The sequence below is a fragment of the Streptomonospora nanhaiensis genome, from assembly GCF_013410565.1.
Taxonomy (GTDB): domain Bacteria; phylum Actinomycetota; class Actinomycetes; order Streptosporangiales; family Streptosporangiaceae; genus Streptomonospora; species Streptomonospora nanhaiensis.
This window is the reverse complement of sequence record NZ_JACCFO010000001.1, coordinates 3850445-3871110: the sequence shown is the minus strand read 5'-3', so window position 1 is coordinate 3871110 and position 20666 is coordinate 3850445. Positions and strand designations below refer to the sequence as shown.

Annotated in this window: 13 protein-coding genes; 3 read left to right on the top strand and 10 right to left on the bottom strand. The window is 75.5% G+C overall.

All coding sequences use genetic code 11. The features are described 5' to 3' along the window. Positions 1–31 precede the first annotated feature (31 nt). The 10 genes from HNR12_RS16945 to HNR12_RS16900 form a co-directional block, all read right to left on the bottom strand. Positions 32–1786, bottom strand: a complete 1755-nt coding sequence (locus HNR12_RS16945; RefSeq protein WP_179768466.1) for a fatty acyl-AMP ligase — start codon at positions 1784–1786, stop codon at positions 32–34. Positions 1787–1934: 148 nt separating this feature from the next. Continuing rightward, positions 1935–2996 carry an SDR family oxidoreductase gene (locus HNR12_RS16940; protein ID WP_179768464.1) on the bottom strand — a complete coding sequence of 354 codons (1062 nt, stop codon included), beginning with the start codon at positions 2994–2996 and terminating at the stop codon, positions 1935–1937. Continuing rightward, on the bottom strand, positions 2993–5098 hold the full coding sequence (locus HNR12_RS16935) for an SDR family NAD(P)-dependent oxidoreductase (protein ID WP_179768463.1): 2106 nt from the start codon (positions 5096–5098) through the stop codon (positions 2993–2995). Before HNR12_RS16935 ends, HNR12_RS16940 begins: the two co-directional genes overlap by 4 nt. Beyond that, the gene (locus HNR12_RS16930; RefSeq protein WP_179768461.1) at positions 4989–9536 is read right to left on the bottom strand and encodes a type I polyketide synthase; all 4548 of its coding nucleotides are present in this window, start codon (positions 9534–9536) and stop codon (positions 4989–4991) included. Before HNR12_RS16930 ends, HNR12_RS16935 begins: the two co-directional genes overlap by 110 nt. Before the next feature lie 25 nt (positions 9537–9561). Beyond that, on the bottom strand, positions 9562–9846 hold the full coding sequence (locus HNR12_RS16925; protein ID WP_179768460.1) for an acyl carrier protein: 285 nt from the start codon (positions 9844–9846) through the stop codon (positions 9562–9564). 729 nt (positions 9847–10575) lie between these two features. Next, positions 10576–11028, bottom strand: coding sequence for a pyridoxamine 5'-phosphate oxidase family protein (locus tag HNR12_RS16920; RefSeq protein ID WP_217782895.1), 453 nt, complete (start codon positions 11026–11028; stop codon positions 10576–10578). A gap of 161 nt (positions 11029–11189) precedes the next feature. Beyond that, positions 11190–12542 carry a cellulase family glycosylhydrolase gene (locus tag HNR12_RS16915; RefSeq protein WP_179768456.1) on the bottom strand — a complete coding sequence of 451 codons (1353 nt, stop codon included), beginning with the start codon at positions 12540–12542 and terminating at the stop codon, positions 11190–11192. Between the two features lie 228 nt (positions 12543–12770). Then, positions 12771–14384 carry an ABC-F family ATP-binding cassette domain-containing protein gene (locus tag HNR12_RS16910; RefSeq protein WP_179768454.1) on the bottom strand — a complete coding sequence of 538 codons (1614 nt, stop codon included), beginning with the start codon at positions 14382–14384 and terminating at the stop codon, positions 12771–12773. 248 nt (positions 14385–14632) lie between these two features. Then, positions 14633–16480, bottom strand: coding sequence for a glycoside hydrolase family 3 protein (locus tag HNR12_RS16905; RefSeq protein ID WP_217782893.1), 1848 nt, complete (start codon positions 16478–16480; stop codon positions 14633–14635). 508 nt (positions 16481–16988) lie between these two features. Next, positions 16989–17573, bottom strand: coding sequence for a TetR/AcrR family transcriptional regulator (locus HNR12_RS16900; protein ID WP_179768452.1), 585 nt, complete (start codon positions 17571–17573; stop codon positions 16989–16991). 75 nt (positions 17574–17648) lie between these two features. Between HNR12_RS16900 and HNR12_RS16895 the strand changes: the two genes are divergently transcribed. From HNR12_RS16895 to HNR12_RS16885, 3 genes are all read left to right on the top strand, one after another. After that, on the top strand, positions 17649–18845 hold the full coding sequence (locus HNR12_RS16895; RefSeq protein WP_179768450.1) for an MFS transporter: 1197 nt from the start codon (positions 17649–17651) through the stop codon (positions 18843–18845). A 156-nt stretch (positions 18846–19001) separates the two neighbouring features. Beyond that, on the top strand, positions 19002–20018 hold the full coding sequence (locus HNR12_RS16890) for an NADP-dependent oxidoreductase (RefSeq protein WP_179768449.1): 1017 nt from the start codon (positions 19002–19004) through the stop codon (positions 20016–20018). 70 nt (positions 20019–20088) lie between these two features. Beyond that, entirely contained in the window at positions 20089–20619 is a 531-nt protein-coding gene (locus tag HNR12_RS16885; RefSeq protein WP_179768447.1) for a DinB family protein, read from the top strand. The last annotated feature ends 47 nt before the right edge of the window (positions 20620–20666 follow it).

The window sequence follows — 20666 nt, the reverse complement described above, 5'->3', positions numbered from 1 at the left end:
GTGGCCGTCGGCGATCGGCGACCGCGCCACCTCAGCTGTAGCGGCCGGCCAGGTAGCGCTCGCGGCACTCCGCCCGACGCAGCTTGCCGCTGGAGGTCTTGGGCAGCGTGCCCGCGTCCACCAGGACCAGGGAGTGCACGCCCACACCGTGCCGCTCGGCGATCGCCGTGCGCACGCGCGCGGCCAGGCGGCGCTCCGCCAACTCGTCCAGCACCACCCCCTCGGCGCGCTCGGCGATCACCACCAGGTACTCCCCCTCGCCGTCGTCCACCGGCACGGCCGCCGCGTGGCCGCGCCGCAGCGCCTCGGCCGCGCCCGGCGCCGCCGCGACGGTGGCCTCCAGGTCGGCCGGGTGGTGGTTGCGGCCGTCGATGATCACCAGGTCCTTGAGCCGGCCCACGACGAACAGGTGCCCGTCGTCGACGAACCCCAGGTCACCGGTGCGCAGCCAGTCGGCGGGCTCATTGGGCGCGGCGTCGGCCCGCCGGCGCCCGTAGACCTCGGCGGTGGCGGCGGGGCTGCCGTGGTAGCCCGCGGTGACCGCCGGTCCGCGCGCCCAGATCTCCCCGACGTGGCGCGGGGGCAGCCCTATCAGCGTCGCCGGGTCGACCACGGCGAACTCCTGTCCCCAGGCGGTGCCGCACTCCACCACCGCGCGCGCCGCGTCACCGCTGCCCTCGGCGGCGGGCACCGCCTGGCCCTTGGCCAGTTCGCGGCGGTCGCAGGCGAAGACGCGCGGCCGGGCACCGGGCGGGGTTGCCGACACCAGGATGGTGGCCTCGGCCAGCCCGTAGGCGGGGGCGTGCGCCTCGGGGGTGAAGCCGTAGGGCGCGAACACCCGGGTGAACCGGTCCAGACTCGCCGGGCGCACCGGCTCGCTGCCGTTGACCAGCGCCTTCAGCGTGGTGAGGTCGAGGCCGCGCAGTTCGTCCGCGGGCGCCGCCTCGGCGGCGTCGCACAGCATGCCCAGCGCGAAGTCGGGGCAGGGCGCGAAGGTGCCGCCGTGCTCGGAGATCAGCCGCAACCAGCGCAGCGGGCGCAGCACGAACTCCATCGGGTCGAAGAGGACGGCGTGGCAGCCCAGGTGCAATGGCACGGTGATGGCGGCGGCCAGCCCGAAGTCGTGGAACAGCGGCAGCCACGTCACCGAGACGGAGGCGGCGTCCTGGCCGAACGCGCGCCCGGACTGCTCGGCGGTGTGCGCGATGTTGGCGCGGGTGACGCGGACGCCGCGCGGCGCACCGGTCGAGCCGGACGTGTACTGGAGGTAGGCGACCTCTCCGGTGGCCGCCGCGCCGCCCCGCTGCGCGGCGCTCATCCGCTCGACGTCGCGCGGCGGGGCCGGGGCGGCGGTGTCCAGGACCACGGGCGCCGGGTCCGCACCCGCCCCGCCGGTGAGCCGCGCCACGGCCGAGGCGTGCCCGGCCGTGGTGAGCACGCAGGCCGGCGCGGCCTGGCCGAGCAGCGCGCGCAACCGCCCGTTGTGCCGGAACGGCACGGGCACATACAGCGGGACCGCGCACACGCCCGCGTACAGGCAGCCCAGAAAGGCGGCGGCGTAGTCCAGGCCCTGCGGGCAGCAGATCGCGGCGGTCCGGTCGGGCGGGCAGTGCGCGCCGAGGAGGGCGGCCACGCGGCGGGCGTGCCGGTCGACGTCGGCGTAGGTCCACGTGGCGGGGGCGCCCTCGGGGTCGGCCGCGAAGTCGACGAAGGTGATGGCGGGCGCGTCGGGCCGCTCGGCGGCGTGGTGGCGGATGCGGGCGAGCAGGTCGGGCGGGACGGTCATGCCGGTCCTTTTCGTTGGGTGTGGCGGTACGGGGCGGCGCCCCGGCGGGAGGGGAGGGTGCGGCTGCGGGGCGCCGCCGGCGCGGCGGCCGGGCCGGGCGGGCCGGCGCCGTCGCGCCCTTCACCCGCGCCCATACCGACCACCCCCGTCAGCGCAGGCAGGCCCGCAGGTAGTCGCGGTCGACGGCGGGCTCGCGGGGGCAGGCGAGGCCGAGTTCGGTGAGGGCGGTGTCGGCGAACGTGCGCGTCATCCGCCCCATCGGCAGGATCCCGGGCACGAGGTCCCCGAGCACGCCCGGCGCGCGCAGGTCGGGCAGGCGGGGGTCGAGGACGCACGGCACGCCCACCCGCTCGGCCACGGCCTCCACCAGAAGGCGGGCGGGCACGTGGTCGGGGGCCACGACGTTGAGGGTGCGCATCGGGATGCCCACGGCCTTGCTGCTCGCGTCGGCCATGGCCCGGGCGGCGTGCTCCACCGGCAGCACGTTGACCGGGGCGTCGCCGTCGCCGGGCACGGCGATCCCCGCGCGCACCTGCGGGTAGCGCTCGACCAGCCAGGCGGCGGTGTCGCGGGCCACCACCAGCGGCTGGGCGGGCGCGCCCGGGTAGGGCGGCAGGTCGCTGGTGAGCAGGGCCAGGCGGAACACCAGCACGTCGCACTGCGGGTGGGCGGCGGCCCAGCGCCGCACGCGCACTTCGGCGTCGTACTTGGAGCGCTCGTACTCGCTGCAGAAGCCGTGGGAGTCGTCCAGGTCGTCGTCGCCGATGACGCCGTGCGCCCGCCGGCCGGCCACCGCGAACGTGCTGCTGTGCCGGAACGCGCGCAGCCCCGGGCAGTGGTCGGCCAGCGCCAGGACGTTGCGCGTGCCCGCGAGGTTGGTGCGGCGCACCTCGGCGGAGACCGCGCTGAGGCCGGTGTGGGCGGCGTTGTGCCACAGCACGGTGGTCTCGCGGACCAGCGTCGCGCGGTCGCCGGGGTCCAGCCCGAGGTCGCGCCGGGTGATGTCGGCGTGCACCACCCGCACCCGCAGCGGGAGCGCGTGCAGGTCCCCGGGCGGGGCGCCGCGCGCCCGAAGGAACGCGGCGACGCGCTCCAGCACCGGCGCGGGGCCGGACCGGGCCAGGACGATGACCCGGTCCTCGCGGTCGAGCAGCTCCGCCAGCAGCCACAGGCCGACGAACCCCGTGGCGCCGGTGACGGCGCTGGTCACCGGGCGGCCTCGGGCTCGGCGCCGTCCGGGCGCGAGGCGGGGGCCGCGGCCCCGGGGGCCCCGGTGGCCGCGCCCGCCCCGGTGCGCGCGGCACCGCCCGTGCCGCCCGTGCCCCCTGTGCCGCCTTCGGGCGAGGGCGCCTCGGCGGCGATCGCGTCGGCGATGAACTCCGCCAGACCGCCCAGCGTGCCGCCGGTCCACAGCAGCTTGGTCGGGATGCGCACCCCGGCGCGCTGCTCGATGCGCGTGCGCAGCTCCAGCGCGCGCAGGGAGTCGATGCCGAGATCGGTGAGCCGGACGTCGGGGCCCAGCTCCCGCGCCGAGTCGCCGATGATCTCGCCGAGCTGGTCGGACAGGTACTCGGCGATGACGGCCGCGCCCCGGCCCTCGGCGATCGCGGCCAGCGCCATGGCGATCAGCTCGGTGTCGCGCCCCTCGCCCTCGGGCGCCCGCCGCTGCCGCGCGAGGTCGGCGAAGTACGGCGACTCCAGCGCGTGCGGCATCACCGCGCTCCACAGGTCGATGTCGACGGGCAGGTAGCCGGTGCAGGCGCGGTCGTGGCGCAGCAGCCGGTCCAGCGCCGCGATCCCCTCGTCGGGGTCGATCATGGTCATGCCGCGTTCGGCCAGGTGCGCCCCGGCGCCGTCCTCGCCCCACGCGCCCCAGGCCACGCTGGTGGCGGGCAGCCCCTGGGCGCGCCGCCACACCGTGAAGGCGTCCAGCCAGGCGTTGGCGGAGGCGTAGCCGGCCTGTCCGGGCGAGCCCACCAGCGCGGCGGCCGAGGAGAAGCAGACGAACCAGTCGAACGCGCGGCCGCCGGTGGCCTCGTGCAGCCGCCAGGCGCCCTGGGTCTTGGCGTGCCAGGTGCGCTCCAGGGTGGAGTCGTCGAGCAGGGCCACGGTGCCGTCGGCGATCACGGCGGCGGCGTGGGCCACCCCGCGCAGCCGGGCGCCCTCCGCCTCGGCCTCGGCGACCAGTTCCTCGGCGAGTCCGGGCTCGGCGATGTCGCCCCGCACCACGCGGACGTCGGTGCCGCCCGCGCGCAGCTTGCCGATCACCTCCTCGGCCCGGGGGCCCGGCGCCGAGCGCCCGTTGAGGACGAGGCGGGCGGCGCCGGACCGGGCGAGGTGCGCGGCCAGCCGCAGCCCGATGGCGCCCAGGCCGCCGGTGACGATGTAGGCGCCGTCGCCGCGCACGACCGGCACCTGGTCGGGGTCGAGCGCGATCTCGGTCTGGGCGGTGGGGGCGGTCAGCACGAGCTTGCCGATGTGCTGGGCGGCGGCCATGGTGCGAAACGCCGCCGGCGCCTCGGCGTAGGGCCGCGCGGTGACCGGGACGCGCGGAGCGCGGCCCGCCGCGATCTCGTCGGCGACCTCGGCCAGGAGCCCGGCCATGAACGCCGGCCGGCCGGCGGCGAGCGCCTGGAGGTCGACGCTGGCGAACACGATGTTCCTGCGGAACGGCGCGGGGTCGATCCCGTTGCCCGCGTAGATGTCCCGCTTGCCCAGCTCCACGAACCGGCCGCCCACCGCCAGGGCCTCCAGGCCGGCGCGCTGCGCCCGCCCGGTGAGGCAGTTGAGCACCACGTCCACGCCCGCGCCGCCGGTGGCCTCGCGCACCTCACGCGCGAAGTCCAGGCCGCGGGAGTCCATCACGTGCTCGACGCCGAGGTCGCGCAGCAGGGCGCGCTTGGCCTCGCTGCCCGCCGTGGCCAGCACGCGGGCGCCCATGGCCTGGGCGATGTGCACCGCGCACAGCCCCACGCCGCCCGTCGCGGCGTGGACGAGCACGGTCTCGCCGGGCCGGGGCCGGGCGAGGTGGCGCAGCGCGTACCAGGCGGTGGTGAGGACGCAGGGCAGCGCGGCGGCCTCGGTGAGGTCGGTGTCGGCGGGCAGCGGCAGCACGGCGGCGGCCGGCACGACGGCGTGGCTGCTGATACCGAGGTCGCCCATCATGGCCACGCGGTCACCGGGGCGCGGTGCGGTGACACCGTCACCGGCGCGCACGACGGTGCCCGCGCCGTCCATGGCCAGCGGCACGGTCCCGGGGTAGAGGCCCATGGCGCCGAGCACGTTGGCGTAGTTCAGGCTGACGGCGTGCACGCGGACCTCGACCTCGCCGGGGCCGGGCGCGCGGCGCTCCGCCGCGACGGCCTCGAAGCCGCCGAGGTCGCCGGGGGGTGCGCAGGCGCAGCGCGAGGGCGTCGCGGTCGGGGTCGCGCCGTTGGCGGCGGCGGTCCTCGGGGCGCAGCGGGGCGTTGCGGAGCCGCGCCACCAGGCGCGTGCCGCCGCGCAGCGCGATGTCGCGGTCGGGGTCGGCGGACAGGACCTCCGCCAGGATGTCGCCGGGCTCGGTCGCCGCGTCGGCGTCGACGTGGCGGACGTCGAGTTCGGGGTGCTCGTGGCACGCCGACCGGGTGAGGGCGCGCAGCGGCGCCTGGTCGGCGGCGCGGCCGTCGCCGGGGCGGACCGGGTGGGCGTCGCGGGTCACCACGGCCAGGGGCGGCGGGCGGTCGCGGTCGTCGCGGACCAGCGCGCGGAGGACCCGCAGCAGCGCGGCGGCCGATGCGCGGGCGGCGGCGGGGTCGGGGGTCGCCGCGGCCGGCGGGGCGAGGAACACCACGCCGTCGGCGGCGGCCAGCGCGGGTACGAGGCGGTCGGCGGTGTCGGTGTCGTCGCGCGGCGGATCGACCACGCGGGCGGTGCCGCCGCGGGCCTCGACGCACGCGGCGAGGGCCGCGGCGTCCTGGGCGCCGGCCGGCCCCACCACCAGCCAGTTTCCGGGGGCGGCGGGTGCGTCGGTGGCGGTCGCGAGAGCGCCCACCCCGGCCGGGCGCTCGTCCCAGACGACCTGGTGCAGGCGGGCGTTGAACGGGTCAAAGCCGCCGATGAGGGTGATCCGCGCGTCCTCGACCGCGGCCATCGGCTCGCCCTGGGCGGAGTAGAGCACGCAGTCGCCGGAGATGTGGCCGTCGTCGACCTGCCTGCCGCTGATGGCGCAGTACCCGGCGGTGAGGCCCCGGCCCAGCGGGCGGATGCGGCCGAACGAGGTCGGCAGGCCGAACCGGGTGTGCGCCCCGCTGAGGAACGCCGCGGCGGAGGTCTGCAGGCAGGCGTCCACGAGCAGCGGGTGCAGGCGGTAGGCCTCGGCGCCGGCGCGCTCGCTCGGGGCGATCGCGACCTCGCCCGTGCCGGTCAGCTCGCCCGACTCCGCCGACGTGCCGAGGCGCCGCACGCCCTGGAAGGCCGGGCCGAAGCGCAGCGGCGCGTCGCGCAGCCGCTCGTAGAACTCCGCGCCGTCCAGGACGTCGGTGTGGGCGTCGACGCGCCGGTCCAGCTCCTCGGGGGCGACCGGCGCGGGGCGGTCGGCGCCCTCGGGGGCGCGGACCAGCGTGGCCGAGCAGGTGGGGATCCACTCCCCGGCCTCGGGGGTGTAGACCTGGAACGCCGCGGTCTCGGCCGCGAGGTCGAGGTCGGCGCGGACCGCGAGGCGGGTGTCGTCGTCAACGGTCTGGAAGGCGGGCACGCTGAGGTCGCGGACCTCCACGTCGGCGGGCTCGGCGCCGAACACCTCGCACGCCGCCGCCACCGCCATCTCGATGTAGGCGGCCGCCGGCAGGAACGCCACCCCGTTGAACCGGTGGTCGGCCAGCCAGGGGTGGCTGCGGGTGCCGATGTCGGCGCTCCACACGTGGCGGCCGTGGTCGTCGGGCAGCCGCACCACGGTGCCCAGCAGCGGGTGGCCGGAGCGCCCGCGCTCGGCCGTGCTCTCGGTGGTGGGCACCAGCAGGACGCGGTGGTCCCACGCGGTGGGCGGCAGCTCCACGGGCGCGCCCGCGGGGTGCTCGCGCGCCCAGTCGATCCGGCCGCCCGCGCAGAACGCGGCCCCCACGTGGGTGCGCAGGCTGGTGACCGGGTCCTCGCCGCGCCGGATGGAGGGGGTGGCGGTGACGGTGCGGCCCCGGTGCCGCCCGGCGGCGGCGATGGCGTGGGTGAGCAGGGGGTGCGGCGACAGCTCGGCGAAGACGCGGTGGCCGTCCTCCAGCGCGGCCTCGACGGCGGCGGCGAAGCGCACCGGTCGGCGCAGGTTGCGCGCCCAGTAGTCGGCGTCGAAGGCGGGGAGGGCGCGGGGGTCGTCCTCGACGGTGCCGTAGCAGCGCACGGCGGGCGCGCCGGAGGCCGGCGGCCGCGCAGGCCGCAGGTCGGCGAGTTCGGCCGCGATACCGGGGAGCAGGTGGTCGGTCAGCGGGGAGTGCGGGGCGCCGTCGATGACCACCCGGCGGGCGGGGACGTCGGCGTCCTCCCACTCCTCCACGAGCCGCTCGATCAGGGCCTCGGGACCGGCCACGACCGTGGACTCGGGCGCGTTGAGGACCGCGACCACGGCGTCGCCGGCGCCGAAGCGCTCCAGGTCGCGGGCGGTCTGCTCGGCGGACAGCTCGACGGCGGCCATGGCGCCGGCCAGGCCGGTCATCAGCCGGGAGCGGCGGCAGACGATCCGGGCGCCGTCGGCCGGGGTGAGCGCCCCGGCGACGACCGCGGCGGCGACCTCGCCCATGGAGTGGCCGATGACCGCGCCGGGCTCGACGCCGTGGGCGCGCCAGGCCGCGGCCAGGCCCAGGTGCATGGCGTAGAGCGCGGGCTGCACCCGGTCGGCGCCGGTGATGGGGTCGGGCGCGGTGATCAGCTCGCGGACGGAGATGCCGGACTCGGCGCGGATCACCGGCTCCAGCTCCGCGACGGCCGCGGCGAACGCGGGTTCGGCGCGCAGCAGGTCGGCGCCCATGCCCGACCACTGCGAGCCCTGGCCGGAGAACACCCACACGACCTCGCGGGCCGCGCCGGCGGGCGCGGTGCCCGCCGCGGTGCCCACGGCGGCGCCGATGCGGCCGCCGGCCGCCGCGCGCAGGCGTTCGGCGAGCTGGGCGTGGTCGGCGGCGGCCACCGCGATGCGGGCGGCTCGGGGCGCGCGGCCGCGGGCGAGGGCGTGGCCGATGTCGGTGAGCGGGGTGTCGGCGCCTTCGGCCTCGACCCAGTCGGCGACGCGGCGCGCGGTCTCGGCGGCGGCGGCCGGCGAGCTGGCCGACACGGGGAAGACCAGCGGGCCGGCGGCGGGGGAGGGCCGGGCGGCCGGGGCCGGTGCGGCGGCGGGCGCGCGGCGGGGTTCGGGCGGGCTCTCCAGGACGACGTGGCCGTTGGTGCCGCTGAACCCGAACGAGGACACCCCGGCCAGGCGGGCGGCGTCGGCCCGCGCCCACGGCTCGGCCTCCTGGGGGATGTAGAGACCGGTGCCCTCGGCGCGGATCTCGGGGTTCCACGCGCGGAAGTGCGGCGTGGGCGGGACGGTGCCGGTGCGCAGGGCCATCACGGCCTTGAGGATGCCGACGATCCCGGAGGCGCACTCGGTGTGTCCGAGGTTGGCCTTGCTGGAGCCGATGGGCAGGCGGCGGTCGCCGCCGGAGCCGGAGCCGTAGACCTCGGCCAGGGCGCGGAACTCGATCGGGTCGCCGAGCGGGGTGCCGGTGCCGTGGGCCTCGATCATGCCGATGTCGGCGGGGTCGGCCCCGGCGGCGGCGAGGGCGGCCCGCAGGACGGTGGTCTGCGCGGTCTCGGAGGGCGCGACGATCCCGTTGGAGCGGCCGTTGTGGTTGACCGCCGACCCGCGCAGCACGGCGAGCACGCGGTCGCCGGCGCGCCGGGCGTCGGCCAGGCGCTTGAGGACGAGGACCCCGGCGCCCTCGCTGCGCACGTAGCCGTCGGCCTCGGCGTCGAAGGCGCGGCAGCGGCCGGTGGGCGAGAGCATGCCCCACTGGGAGAAGCTGATGCTGGCGCCGGGCCCGAGGATGAGGTTGACGGCGCCGGCGAGCGCGAGGTCGCACTCGCCGCTGTGCAGGCTGCGCGCGGCCAGGTGGACGGCGGCCAGCCCGGAGGAGCATGCGGTGTCGACGGCGATGGCCGGGCCGTTGGCGCCGAGGAGGTAGGCGATGCGTCCGGCGGCGACGGAGTGGGTGTTGCCGGTGGAGAGGTAGGCCTCCGGCATCCGTTCGCCGCCGGACACCAGGGGTGCGCAGCGCAGCATGTAGTCGACGTGGGCCAGGCCGGCGAAGACGCCGGTGGCGGTGGCCTCAAGGGAGGTGGCGGGGATTCCCGCGTGCTCCAGGGCCTCCCAGGCGACCTCCAGGAGCACCCGCTGCTGGGGGTCCATGGCCAGGGCCTCGGTGTCGGAGATGCCGAAGAACCCGGAGTCGAAGCCGCCGACGTCGTCGATGTAGCCGCCCCGCCGGCCCACCGTGCGGCCGCGCACGCCGGGTTCGGGGTCGTAGAGCCGGGCGGCGTCCCAGCGGTCGGCGGGGACCTCGCCGATGGCGTCGCGGCCCTCGGCCAGCAGGCGCCACAGGGAGCGGGGGGAGTCGGCGCCGCCGGGCAGGCGGCAGCCCATGCCCACGACGGCCAGCGGCTCGTAGGCGCCGGGTTCGGCGGTCGGCACCGCGGGTGCCGTGGCGCCGGCGGGCGAGGGCGCCGATGCGGGGCTTGCGGTCATGGGGGCTCCGTTCCGGGGCGGTGTGTCAGCCGACGGGGTCGTCGTCGGGTGTGCCGGCGCGCTCGGGGGTGCCGGTGCGGCCGGGGCCTCCCACCGGCCCTGCGGCCCCGGTCAGGTGGGCGGCCAGGGAGTCGATGGAGGGGTAGCGCCACGGCAGCAGGACCGGCACCGGGCGGCCCAGGCGCGACTCCAGTTCGCCGCACAGCGAGACGGCGTCGCGCGAGGAGAGTCCGAGAGAGAGGAAAGGCAGGCGGGGGTCGACGTCAGCGGGGTCGGTCCCGGTGCGCCGCGCCACGGAGTCGATCAGCAACGCCCGAACCTCGGCTGTGCCGGCGGTGGACCCGGTCATCCGAATTCCCCGATTTCCTCGCTGCGAATGACGGGCGAGCACCCGCCCGAACCAACGGAATTCGATTATCCCCGCAGCACCATTGCGCCGCAACACTCTTCCCGGGGATTCCAAAAACGCCAATTCCGCATTTCCCGGATAAAGAACCGGAAACGCGCGCAGACAATGAGGGATTCCACCCATCGCCCGAATGGGGGTTTATCCGCCCGGAGCGGCGGCGGGCACCCTCTGGGGGCGGCGGAGCCGGTGACCGGCCGACACGGCGGCGAGGCGTCGCACCCGGCTACGGGACGCGACCGGGGACTCCGCGGCGCTTGGCGGGCTTTGACCCGGCGAACGGCGTGAGTATCGGCAGTTTTCCCCAATCGCGACCGGCCGGGGAACACCCTAACGACCCGGGGGACCGCCGCCCTGCCGCGGCGCCGCACGACCGGACCGACGGTGAACGGCCGGGCGCATTCTGAAGAAACGAACCGTTCGCCCCGGTCCGCACGGAAAACGCGGAAAACGAGGGCTGCGGCTTTTTCCGGCCCGGGGTCCGCCAATAGGCCGCCGGATGGACGGACCCGTGCGCGTCCTCGGCCGCCGCCGGGGCATGGCGGCCGGGTCGACATGCCGATGTGCCGATGTGCCGATGCGGCGCCGTGTCCGCGGGTCGGCACGGCGGCGGGCCGGCGCCGCCGCCGCGGCTCAGACGAGCCAGCGGCCGTCGCGCATCAGGTCGCGTTCGGCCAGCTCGTTGACCTCGCGCCAGGCCTGGACGCGGCTCGGGCGGACCCGGAAGTAGCGGTAGTCCGCGAGCCCCCGCGGGTCGAATCCGGTCTTGGCGGCGAAGGCGTCGAGCGTCGTGTCGGGCAGCTCGGCGGCCGCGACCACCTCGACCGTGCCGTCGACCAGGACCACGTCGCGGGTGGGGCCGATCCCGAGCCGCACCCGCCCGGAGGCCGCCAGGTTGCGGCCGGTCGGGCTGGTGATCGGCGTGGCCAGCAGCAGGGTCTCGCCGTCCCAGAGGAAGGACAGCGGCACCAGGTAGGGCAGGCCCCCTCCGGCGGTGGCCACCCACAGGTCCACGTCGGCGGCGAGCCGGTCGAGGGTGTCCTGCTTGCGCTGCCGGGGCGCGCGGGGCGGCGGTGCTGCGGTCACGTTCGCGTCTCCTCCGTGGTGGGTGGGGGGTTCCAGACTGCCACGGCGGCGCGGCGCCCACGCGGGCGGGATGGGGCCCGGCGGGCCGCCGCGCGCGTATGGGAGCGCTCCCATACGCGCGCGGTCGGCTCCGCCGGGTGCGGCGGACGCGGTGGGGGGCGTCAGCCGCGCGGGGTGCAGGTGGGCACCGGCGCGGAGTTGGTGCCGCTGTGGGAGCCGGTGAACCCGAACGACGTGCTCTGCCCCGCGGAGAGGTCGCCGTTGTAGCTCTTGTTCACCGCGGTGACGGCGCTGCCGCTGGAGGTGACGTCGGCGTTCCACGCCTGGGTGATGCGCTGGCCGTTGGTGAAGGTCCAGGTGACCTGCCAGCCGTCGATGTCCTCGTCGGCCGTGACCTCGACCTCGCCCTGGAAGCCGCCGCCCCACTGGTTGACGACCTCGTAGGCGGCGGTGCAGCCGGCCTCGGGGTCGGGCGTGGGGCTGGGGTCGGGCGAGGGCGTGGGGGAGGGCGAGGGGTCCGGGTCCGAGCCGTCGTAGACGCTGGCGGTCTCGGCGGTCTCGACGATCCCGTTGGGGCCGTTGAACAGCCGCTGCCCCCACGAGGTCAGGGTGTCGGGGTTGAAGTCCTCCACCAGGTCGAGGTACTCCACCCCGCCGCCGTTGCCGCTGTAGGACCACCCCAGGTAGCCGATCCCCAGGTCCTCGGCGGTGGCGAGGATGGCGTCCTCGTCGGGGTTGCCGTCGCTGTGGTTGTGGCCGAACTCGCCGACCATGATCGGCAGCCCGGCGTCGACGTAGAAGTTCAGGTAGCTCTGGATCTCGGCGGCGGTGTCGTAGACGCCGTACATGTGCACGTCGAAGATGAGGTTGGCGGCCGGGTCGCTCTGGAAGATCTGCCGGGCGTTGTCGCGCATGGTGAACGACCAGTCCTGGCCCCAGTTGGGGGCGTCCACCACGATGGTGTGGTCGAACCCGGCGTCGCGGAGCCGGTCGATCGCCTGGGTGGTGGCGCCGGTCCACTGCTGGTAGTTGGTGTTGCCCCACGGCTCGTTGCCGATGTTGAGCAGCACGTAGGGCTCCTGGCCGGCCAGGACGTCCTGCATGTCGATCCAGTAGTCCACCGCCTGGTCCAGGCTGGCCGCGGCGCCTTCCTCGCCGTAGCCGGTGGTGTCGTGGACCTCCAGCACGCAGATCAGCTTGTTGGCCTTGCACTCGGCGATGACGTTGGCGAGGTCGGCGGCCTCGGTGCGGGTCCAGCGGTGTCCGCTGCTCAGGACCACGCGCACGGAGTTGGCCCCGAGGTCGGCGATCTCGGCGAAAGACTCGGTCTCGCCGGTGTACCAGGCGTGGGGGTGGTTGACCCCGCGGAAGACGAAGTCGTTGCCGTTGGCGTCCACCAGGCGGCCGTCGCGGATCTCGAAGCCGGTCTCGGCGTGGGCCGGCTGGACGACGAAGAGGAGGGAGAGTAAGAGGGCGGCCACCGCCGAGGCGGTGATGGCGAGGCGTGTACGCATGGGTGTTTCCTCAAGGTGGATGTCGTCACGGGTCGTGGACCCGGAACGTGAACGGACGTACCGGCCGGCCGGACGGCTTCCCCCTGAAGCGCCATCGCAACTATAAGCGACGTGACTTTGTTCACTCAACTGCTGAAGTAAGAAACAGCCCGGCGCGCGGGCCGCCGCGCCGCCGGGTGGCGGGGAGGTCCCGCGCCGCCGCCGGGCGGCGGCGCGGGAGCGTGCGGATCAGTCCTGGAGGGGGTCGGTGTCGACCGGCGCCCTGCCGCGTTCGACCCGCCACCAGCGCGTGACGCCGATGTCGGCGAGGAACGCGGTGTCGTGCCCGGCCACCAGCAGCGCGCCCCGGTAGGCGGCCAGCGCCTCGGTGAGCTGGCGGACGCTGTCGAGGTCGAGGTTGTTGGTGGGCTCGTCCAGGACCAGCAGCTGGGGCGGGGGGTCGGCCAGCAGCAGGCACGCCAGGGAGACGCGGAACCGCTCGCCGCCCGAGAGCTCCCCGGCGGTCTGGTCGACGCGGTCGCCCCGGATGAGGAAGCGGGCCAGGTTGGCCCGGACCTCGTGCGGGGTGGCCGAAGGCGCGGCGGCGCGGACGTTGTCCATGACGCTGAGCCGGTCGTCGAGGATGTCCAGGCGCTGCGGGAGGTAGCCGATGCGGTCGGTGGCGCGGACGACCCGGACCACGGGGTGGTCGGCGCCGCCGGTGATCGCCCGCAGCAGCGTGGTCTTGCCGCTGCCGTTGTCGCCGACGAGGGCGATCCGCTCGGGGCCGCGCACGTAGAGCGCGCCCTGCGGGGTGGCGAGCTGGAGGACGTCGCGTCCGGCGGGGACGTCGGTGTCGGGCAGCGCGATGCGGATGCGGTCGTCGTCGCGGACGGCGGCCTCGGACTCCGCCAGCGCCTGTTCGGCCTCCTCCACCTTCTCGGTCTGCATGATGCGGTGCTTGCCCGCCGACACCTGGGCCTCGCGCTTGCGGGCGTTCATGACGATCTTGGGCTCGCGTTTGGACTCATACATCTTGTTGCCGTAGCGGAGCCGGCGGTCGAGCTTGGTGCGGGCCTCGACGAGCTGGCGCTTCTCGCGGCGGACCTCGGCCTCGGCCGCGCGGACCATGCGCTGGGCGGCCTCCTGCTCGGCGGCGAGCTGTTCGGTGTAGGCGGTGTAGTTGCCGCCCCACGTGCGCAGCCGGCCGTCGCGGAGTTCGGCGATCTGGTCGACGCGGTCGAGCAGTTCGCGGTCGTGGCTGACGACCACCAGCACCCCGCGCCAGGAGTCGACGGCCTCATAGAGCAGGCCGCGCGCGCGGCGGTCGAGGTTGTTGGTGGGCTCGTCGAGCAGGGTGATGGCGGGCCGGCGCAGGAGCAGGCCGGCGAGTCCGGTGAGCACCGCCTCGCCGCCGGAGAGGGTGCCCACGGTGCGGTCGAGCGGGTCGCCGGTGCCGGACGGGCCGAGGGAGATGCCGAACCGCGCCAGCTCGGCGATCGCGCGCTCCTCGATGTCCCAGTCGTCGCCCACGGCGGTGAAGTTGGCCTCGGAGGCGTCGCCGGCCTCGATGGCGCGCAGGGCGGCGCGGGTGCGGGCGATGCCGAGCAGGTCGGCGACGCTCTGGCCGGTGTCGAGGGTGAGCCGCTGGTCGAGGTAGCCGACGTCGCCGACGGTGGTGATGGTGCCGGAGTCAGGCGCGAGCCGCCCGGTGATGAGCTTGAGCAGCGTGGACTTGCCGGACCCGTTGCGGCCGATCAGGCCGGTGCGGCCGCGGTCGAAGGCGGCGTTGAGGCCGCTGAAGACGGCGGTGCCGTCAGCCCAGTCGAAGGAGAGGTCGGTGCAGACGATGGAGTGTGACAAAAGGGGCCCCTGGAGTGTTGTGCCGGATGAACGAACGGGTCTCGACCAGCGCGGTCCCGTTGAACAGGCGCAACGTGGGGTCCTCCTTGTCGGTTGACGGCGGGTGCCAGCCGCCGACGGCGCGGTGCCGCACGCTCAGTATGGCACACGCGCCGCCGCTAATGCAACATCCTTCGCATTACGTGGTCGGCGGCGGCCGCACCGGTCTCTCCCGGGGCGGCCGCCGCGCGGGCGGACCGCCGAACGGACTACGAGGTGAGGCCGTGGCCCACCGGGAACAGCGGCTGCTGGCCGTCGCCCTTGTTGATCGGCTCCTGGTCGACCGAGGCCGGCCAGGTGACGGGCAGCCGGCCGGTGAACTCGCGGCGCCCGAAGAGGACGTCGGTCATGCCCGCGCCCTCGGTGCCCGGCAGCCATGAGGCGACGAACGCGTCGGCGGTGCGCAGCTCGTCGCTGACGACCAGCGGCCGCCCCGACACCAGCAGCGCCACGCAGACCTCGGTGCGCGCGCAGATCTCGCGGAGGTTGCGCTTGTCCTGGTCGCTGAGCGCGAGCGTGGCGCTGTCGCCGCGGCCCTCGGCGTAGGGGGTCTCGCCGCCCACCCAGATGCCGATGTCGCCGGAGTAGTCGCCGCCGGTGTCGGTGCCGACGTACTCCAGGTCGGTGGCGGTGCCGGCGGTCTCGGCCTGGATCGCCTCCCAGAAGGTGGTGCCCTCGGTGATGTCGCCGCTCTGGCCCTGCCAGGAGATGGACCAGCCGCCGAGCTGGTTGCCGAGGTCGTCGGCGGTGCGGCCGCCCACGACGATGTCGGCGCCGGAGCCGGCCGACAGCGGAAGCACGCCGTCGTTCTTCAGCAGCACCTGCGACCGGGCGACCGCCTCGCGCGCCACGGCGCGGTGGCGGTCGGAGCCGACGTCGTCGGTGTGGGAGCGGTCGGTGAACGGCCGCGCGAACAGGTCCTGCTGGAACTTGAGGTCGAGGATGCGGCGGACGGCGTCGTCGACGCGGGCCTCGCTGATGCGCCCGGCCTCGACCTCGCTGACGATGGTCTCGATGTTCAGCCGGTAGTCGTCGGGCACCATGATCATGTCGACGCCGGCGTTGATGGACTTGCGCAGCTGCTCGGCGTAGGTGTCGCCCTCGACCTGGCGGACCCCGGCGTAGTCGGAGATCACCACGCCCTGGAAGCCGAGTTCGCCCTTGAGCACGTCGTTGATCAGGTAGTCGTGCTCGTGCATCTTCAGGCCGTTCCAGCTGCTGTAGGACACCATGACCGAGGCGACCCCGGCCTTGACGGCGCTGCGGTAGGGCGGCAGGTGGATCTCGCGGAGTTCGGCCTCGCTGAGCCGGGAGTCGCCCTGGTCGATCCGGTAGCCGTTGTCGCCGGTGCCCCAGGTGGTGCCGCCGTCGGCGACGTAGTGCTTGGCGGTGGCGGCGACGCCGTTGGGGCCGAGCCGGTCGCCCTGGAGGCCGCGCACCGAGGCGGCGGCCAGCGGCTTGACGATCGAGGGGACCTCGCCGAAGCCCTCGTAGGTGCGGCCCCAGCGGTCGTCGCGCGGCACGCTGACGGCCGGGGCGAAGGTCCAGTCGATGCCGGTGCCCAGCACCTCGCGCCGGGTGATGTCCTGGACCCGCTCGACGAGCCGGGAGTCGCGGGTGGCGCCCAGGCCGATGTTGTGCGGGAAGACCGTGGCGCCCTCGACGCTGTTGTGGCCGTGGACGGCGTCGATGCCGTAGATCAGCGGGATGCCGAGCCGACTGCGCAGGGCGTGCCGCTGGTAGTCGTCGTACATGTCGGCCCACTCCTCGGCGGTGCCGCCGGCCCGCCCGCCGGGGCCGCTGCCGCCGCCCGACAGGAGCGACCCGATGCCGTATTCGGCGAGGTCGTCCTTGTTGTCCATGACGTGGGCGTGGTCGACCTGGGTCATCTGCCCGGCCTTCTCGGCGAGGGTCATCTGCGCCAGGCAGTCCTCGGTGGAGGTGCAGCGCGGCGCGGCCGAGGCCGTGGGAGCGGCCGCCGTCATGAGGGGCAGCGCGAGGGCCGCGGCCGCCAGCGTGCACGCCGCGGCGAGCGGCCCGGGCCTGCGGGGTCTCACGGATCGGGTATGGGGACCTGCCATCGTCAACCTCCTTGTGATGCGCCTGCTGCGGCGCTGCGAAAGCCCGGCGGCCCCACCCCCGGCGCGATTGCCCCGACGGGCGATCACCTCTCTCCGTGGTCACGCCAATCCATTCGGTGACTTAACGGTAAATAGGCGGTCATGGAAGCGTCAAGAAGTCCACACCCCTGTGGACGACGCGATCGGCACCCCCCTGCCGACCGGTGGCCCCCGGGCCGCGGACCCGCAACGAGAGGTACTGCGAAGTCGTCCCGAGGGCAAGCAACGCGCCGGACCGCAGGTCAACGGGGTTTCGGCCGGGAACCGGATACAGGGCTCCCCAGGTGGCCGCGGTGTCGCGCCCGGAATCGACATGTCGGCGTGCCGCCGTACCGCCATGCCGACCAGTCGACGTGGCACGACGGTGCCGCGCGGACGGGGCGCACCCGGTCGCGGGCCGCCGCCCCCGGCACCGGAGCGGCCGGCGCGGGCGCGGACCCGCCGCTCAGCGCGCCGCCGCCACCCGGGCGTCGACCCACGCGCACAGGTCCTTCAGCGCGGCCTCGACCCGGTCGCGGTCGCCGGTGGCCAGGTAGTCGCCCTCCAGGCCGGCGTAGGCCGCGTTGAGCAGGGTCGCCGTGGTGCGGGCCGCCGCCTCGGACATGCCGCGCCGGACCAGGCAGGTGCCGACGAACTCGGCGCGGCCGCGCACGAAGCCGGGAACCGGCAGGGGGAGGCGCCCGGCGGCGGCCAGGCCCTCGATCTCACGGATGAGGCGGGTCATGGCCACCTCGTCGGGGCCGAGGTTGCGCCGCCAGGCGTCCTCGACGATCGAGCCGACGGGGACCGCCGGGTCGTCCCATCCGGGGGTGGCGCGCAGCGCGGTGTGCTGGCGTTCGTCCAGCCGCTCCAGGACGGCCGTGAGCAGGGCGTTCTTGTCCGCGAAGTGGTGGGTGAGCACGCGGGTGCTCTGCCCCAGGCCCTCGGCGAGCCCGCGGAGGGTGAAGTCGGCGATGCCGGTGCGCGCGAGCTGCTCGATGACCGCGTCGACCACCGCGCGGCGCCGCTGAGGGTCGGCGGTCCTGGCCATGTCGCAGCACCTCCCCGTTTCCCGCCGAGGACACTGTGACACATCCATTAGGGAAACAACTGTTACCCTAATTGCATGCCGACTTCCTCTCACCGGACGCCCCTGTGGCTGGCCGCACTCGCACTCGCCGCCTTCGCGGTGCAGACCGACGACTTCGTCATCATCGGCGTGCTCGCGGCGATAGCCGAGGGCACGCACGTCTCGGAGACCGCCGCCGGGCAGCTGGTCACGGCGTACTCGCTGATCTACGCGCTGACGGCGCCGGTGTGGGCCGTCGCGCTGGCGCGCGTGCCCCGCCGCGCGCTGCTGGTGTGGGCCCTGACCGTGTTCACGGCGGCCAACATCGCGGTGCTCGCGGTGGACGGCTACTGGCCGCTGATGGCGCTGCGCGTGGTGGCCGCGCTGGCGGCGGCCGTCGTGCTGCCCACGGCGCTGGCGGTGGCGGGCGCGGCGGCTCCGGCCGACCGCAAGGGGCGCTACCTGGCCGCGGTGATGACCGGGCTGACCGGCGCGATCCTCATCGGCGTGCCCGCGGGCACCTGGATCGGCGCGGCCTTCGGCTGGCGCGCGACGTTCGTGTTCGGCGGCCTGCTCGGCGCGGCGGCCCTGCTCCTCGCGGCGCCGTCCCTGCCGCGGGAGAGCGCGGAGGGTGCTTCCGCGCCCTCGCGGACGGCACTGGTCCGGCCGCTGCTGAACACCGCGGTGGCCGGGGTGCTGGCCGTGACCGTGCTGGCGGTGGCGGGGAACCTGGCGTTCCAGACCTACATCTCGGTGCTGCTGAGCGGGATCGCCGACGTGGGCCCGCGGCTGCTGGCCGTCCTGCTGGTCTGCGCGGGAGCCGGCGGACTGGCGGGGACGCAGGCGGCCGGCCGCCTGGTCGACCGCTTCGGCGCGTCGGCGACCTTCTTCACCACGGGGGCGCTGTTCTGCGCCGCGATGGCCGCGCTCGCGGGGCTGTGGCTGCTGCGCCCGGTCCCGGTCGCGCTCGCGGCGGTGCTCCTGGTCGGCTGGTCGGCCGCCGCGTGGGCGATCCCGCCGACCCTCCAGGCCCTGATGCTCTCCCGCACGGGGACCGAGGCGGCCACGCAGGCGATGGCGGTGCACAGCGCGTCGGTCTACGTGGGCGCGGCCGCGGGGGGTGTCGCGGGCGGAGCGGCGCTGTCGGCGGGCGCGGGGCTCCTTCCGGTGGCCGCGGCGGTCTCGATGGCGCTGGCCCTTGCCGTCTGCGGCGTGACGGGGCGGCGGGCGGCGGTGCCCGCGCAGAGCCCGTGATCCCCTCGGCGCCCATCGGCGTTCCGCGGGAGGGCGCGGGCACCGCCCGGCCCTCCCCCTGTGCGGCACGCGACGTGTTGGCCGGGCAGGGGGCCGGGTAGTCGGTCCGCCGACAGGCGTTCGGACGCCAACCACCGCACGACGAGGAGGCACGCCATGGCGGGGGAGAGAACAGGGCGCGAGGTCCGGCTGGCCGCGCGGCCGAAGGGGGAGCCGACGCTCGCCGACTTCGAGGTCGCCGAGGTCGCGGTGCCCGAACCCGGCGAGGGGCAGGTCCTCGTCCGCAACACCTGGATGTCGGTCGACCCCTACATGCGGGGCCGGATGGACGACGTGGAGTCCTACATCCCGCCCTTCAAGCTGGGCGAGCCGATGACCGGGAGCGCGGTCGGCGAGGTCGTCGCCTCCCGCTCCGACTCCGTCCCGGTCGGCGCGACCGTCACGCACTTCCTCGGCTGGCGCGAGTACGCCGTGCTCGACGCCGACTCCGCCACCGTGGTCGACGCCGAGGCGGCGCCCGCGCGCGCCTACCTCGGGCCCCTCGGCTCCACCGGGCTCACCGCCTACGCCTCGCTGGTCGAGGTCGCGCCCGTGCGCGAGGGCGACGTGGTGTTCGTGTCGGCCGCGGCCGGGGCGGTCGGCAGCGTCGCCGGGCAGATCGCGCGCAAGCTCGGCGCCTCGCGGGTGATCGGGTCGGCCGGGGGCCGGCGCAAGACCGCGATGCTGCTGGACGACTTCGGCTTCGACGCCGCCATCGACTACAAGGCCGGGCCGGTCGCCGACCAGCTCGCCGAGGCCGCGCCCGACGGCATCGACGTCTACCTCGACAACGTGGGCGGCGACCACCTGGAGGCCGCCCTCGGCGCCGCCCGCACCGGCGCCCGGTTCGCGCTGGTCGGCGCCATCAGCGTCTACAACGCCACCGAGCCCGTCCCGGGTCCGAGCAACCTGTTCCTGGCGGTCAAGCGGGAGCTGACGCTGCGCGGGATGCTCGTGCAGTCCTACCTGCACCTCTTCCCCGAGTACGTGCGGCGGGCCGGTGAGTGGCTGGCCGACGGCGGCCTGCGCACCGAGGAGACCGTGCGCGAGGGGATCGAGGCGGCGCCGGAGGCGTTCCTGGGCATGCTGCGCGGCGAGAACGTCGGCAAGATGCTGGTCCGCCTCGCCGACTGACCGCGGGAGCCGCCGCGCGCAGGGGAAAACCGCTTCCCGCCGCCGGACCGCGCGTGCGAGCCTGGCCCGCATGCCTACGACACGACGCGAGCTGCTGCGCTGGCAGTTCGAGATGACCTGGTCCCTGTTCGAGTACCACCTGGAGCGGCTGCGGCCCGACGACTTCCTGTGGGAGCCGGCGGCGCTGTGCTGGACGATGCGCCGCGACGCCGCCGGCACCTGGCGCCCCGACTGGGCCGAGACCGAGCCCGATCCCGTCCCCGTGCCCACGATCGCGTGGGTGACCTGGCACATCGGCTGGTGGTGGGGTGTGGCTCTGGACCACGCGCAGGGGCGCACGCCCCGGGAGCGCGACGACATCGTGTGGCCGGGGCCGGGCGAGGCGAGCGTGGAGTGGCTGCGCGGGCTGCGGGCGGAGTGGACCTCGGTGCTGGACCGCCTTGAGGAGCCCGACCTGGACGCGGCCGCCCCCTTCCCCTGGCAGGGCGACCCCGGCATGACCGTGGGGCACATGCTGGCCTGGCTGAACGCCGAGCTGATGAAGAACGCCTCCGAGATCGGGCAGCTGCGGATGGTGCGCGCCGCGCGGCGGTCCGACTGACCCGGGGCGCCGGCCTTGCCTTGACGTTGACGGCAAGGTCTAACGTC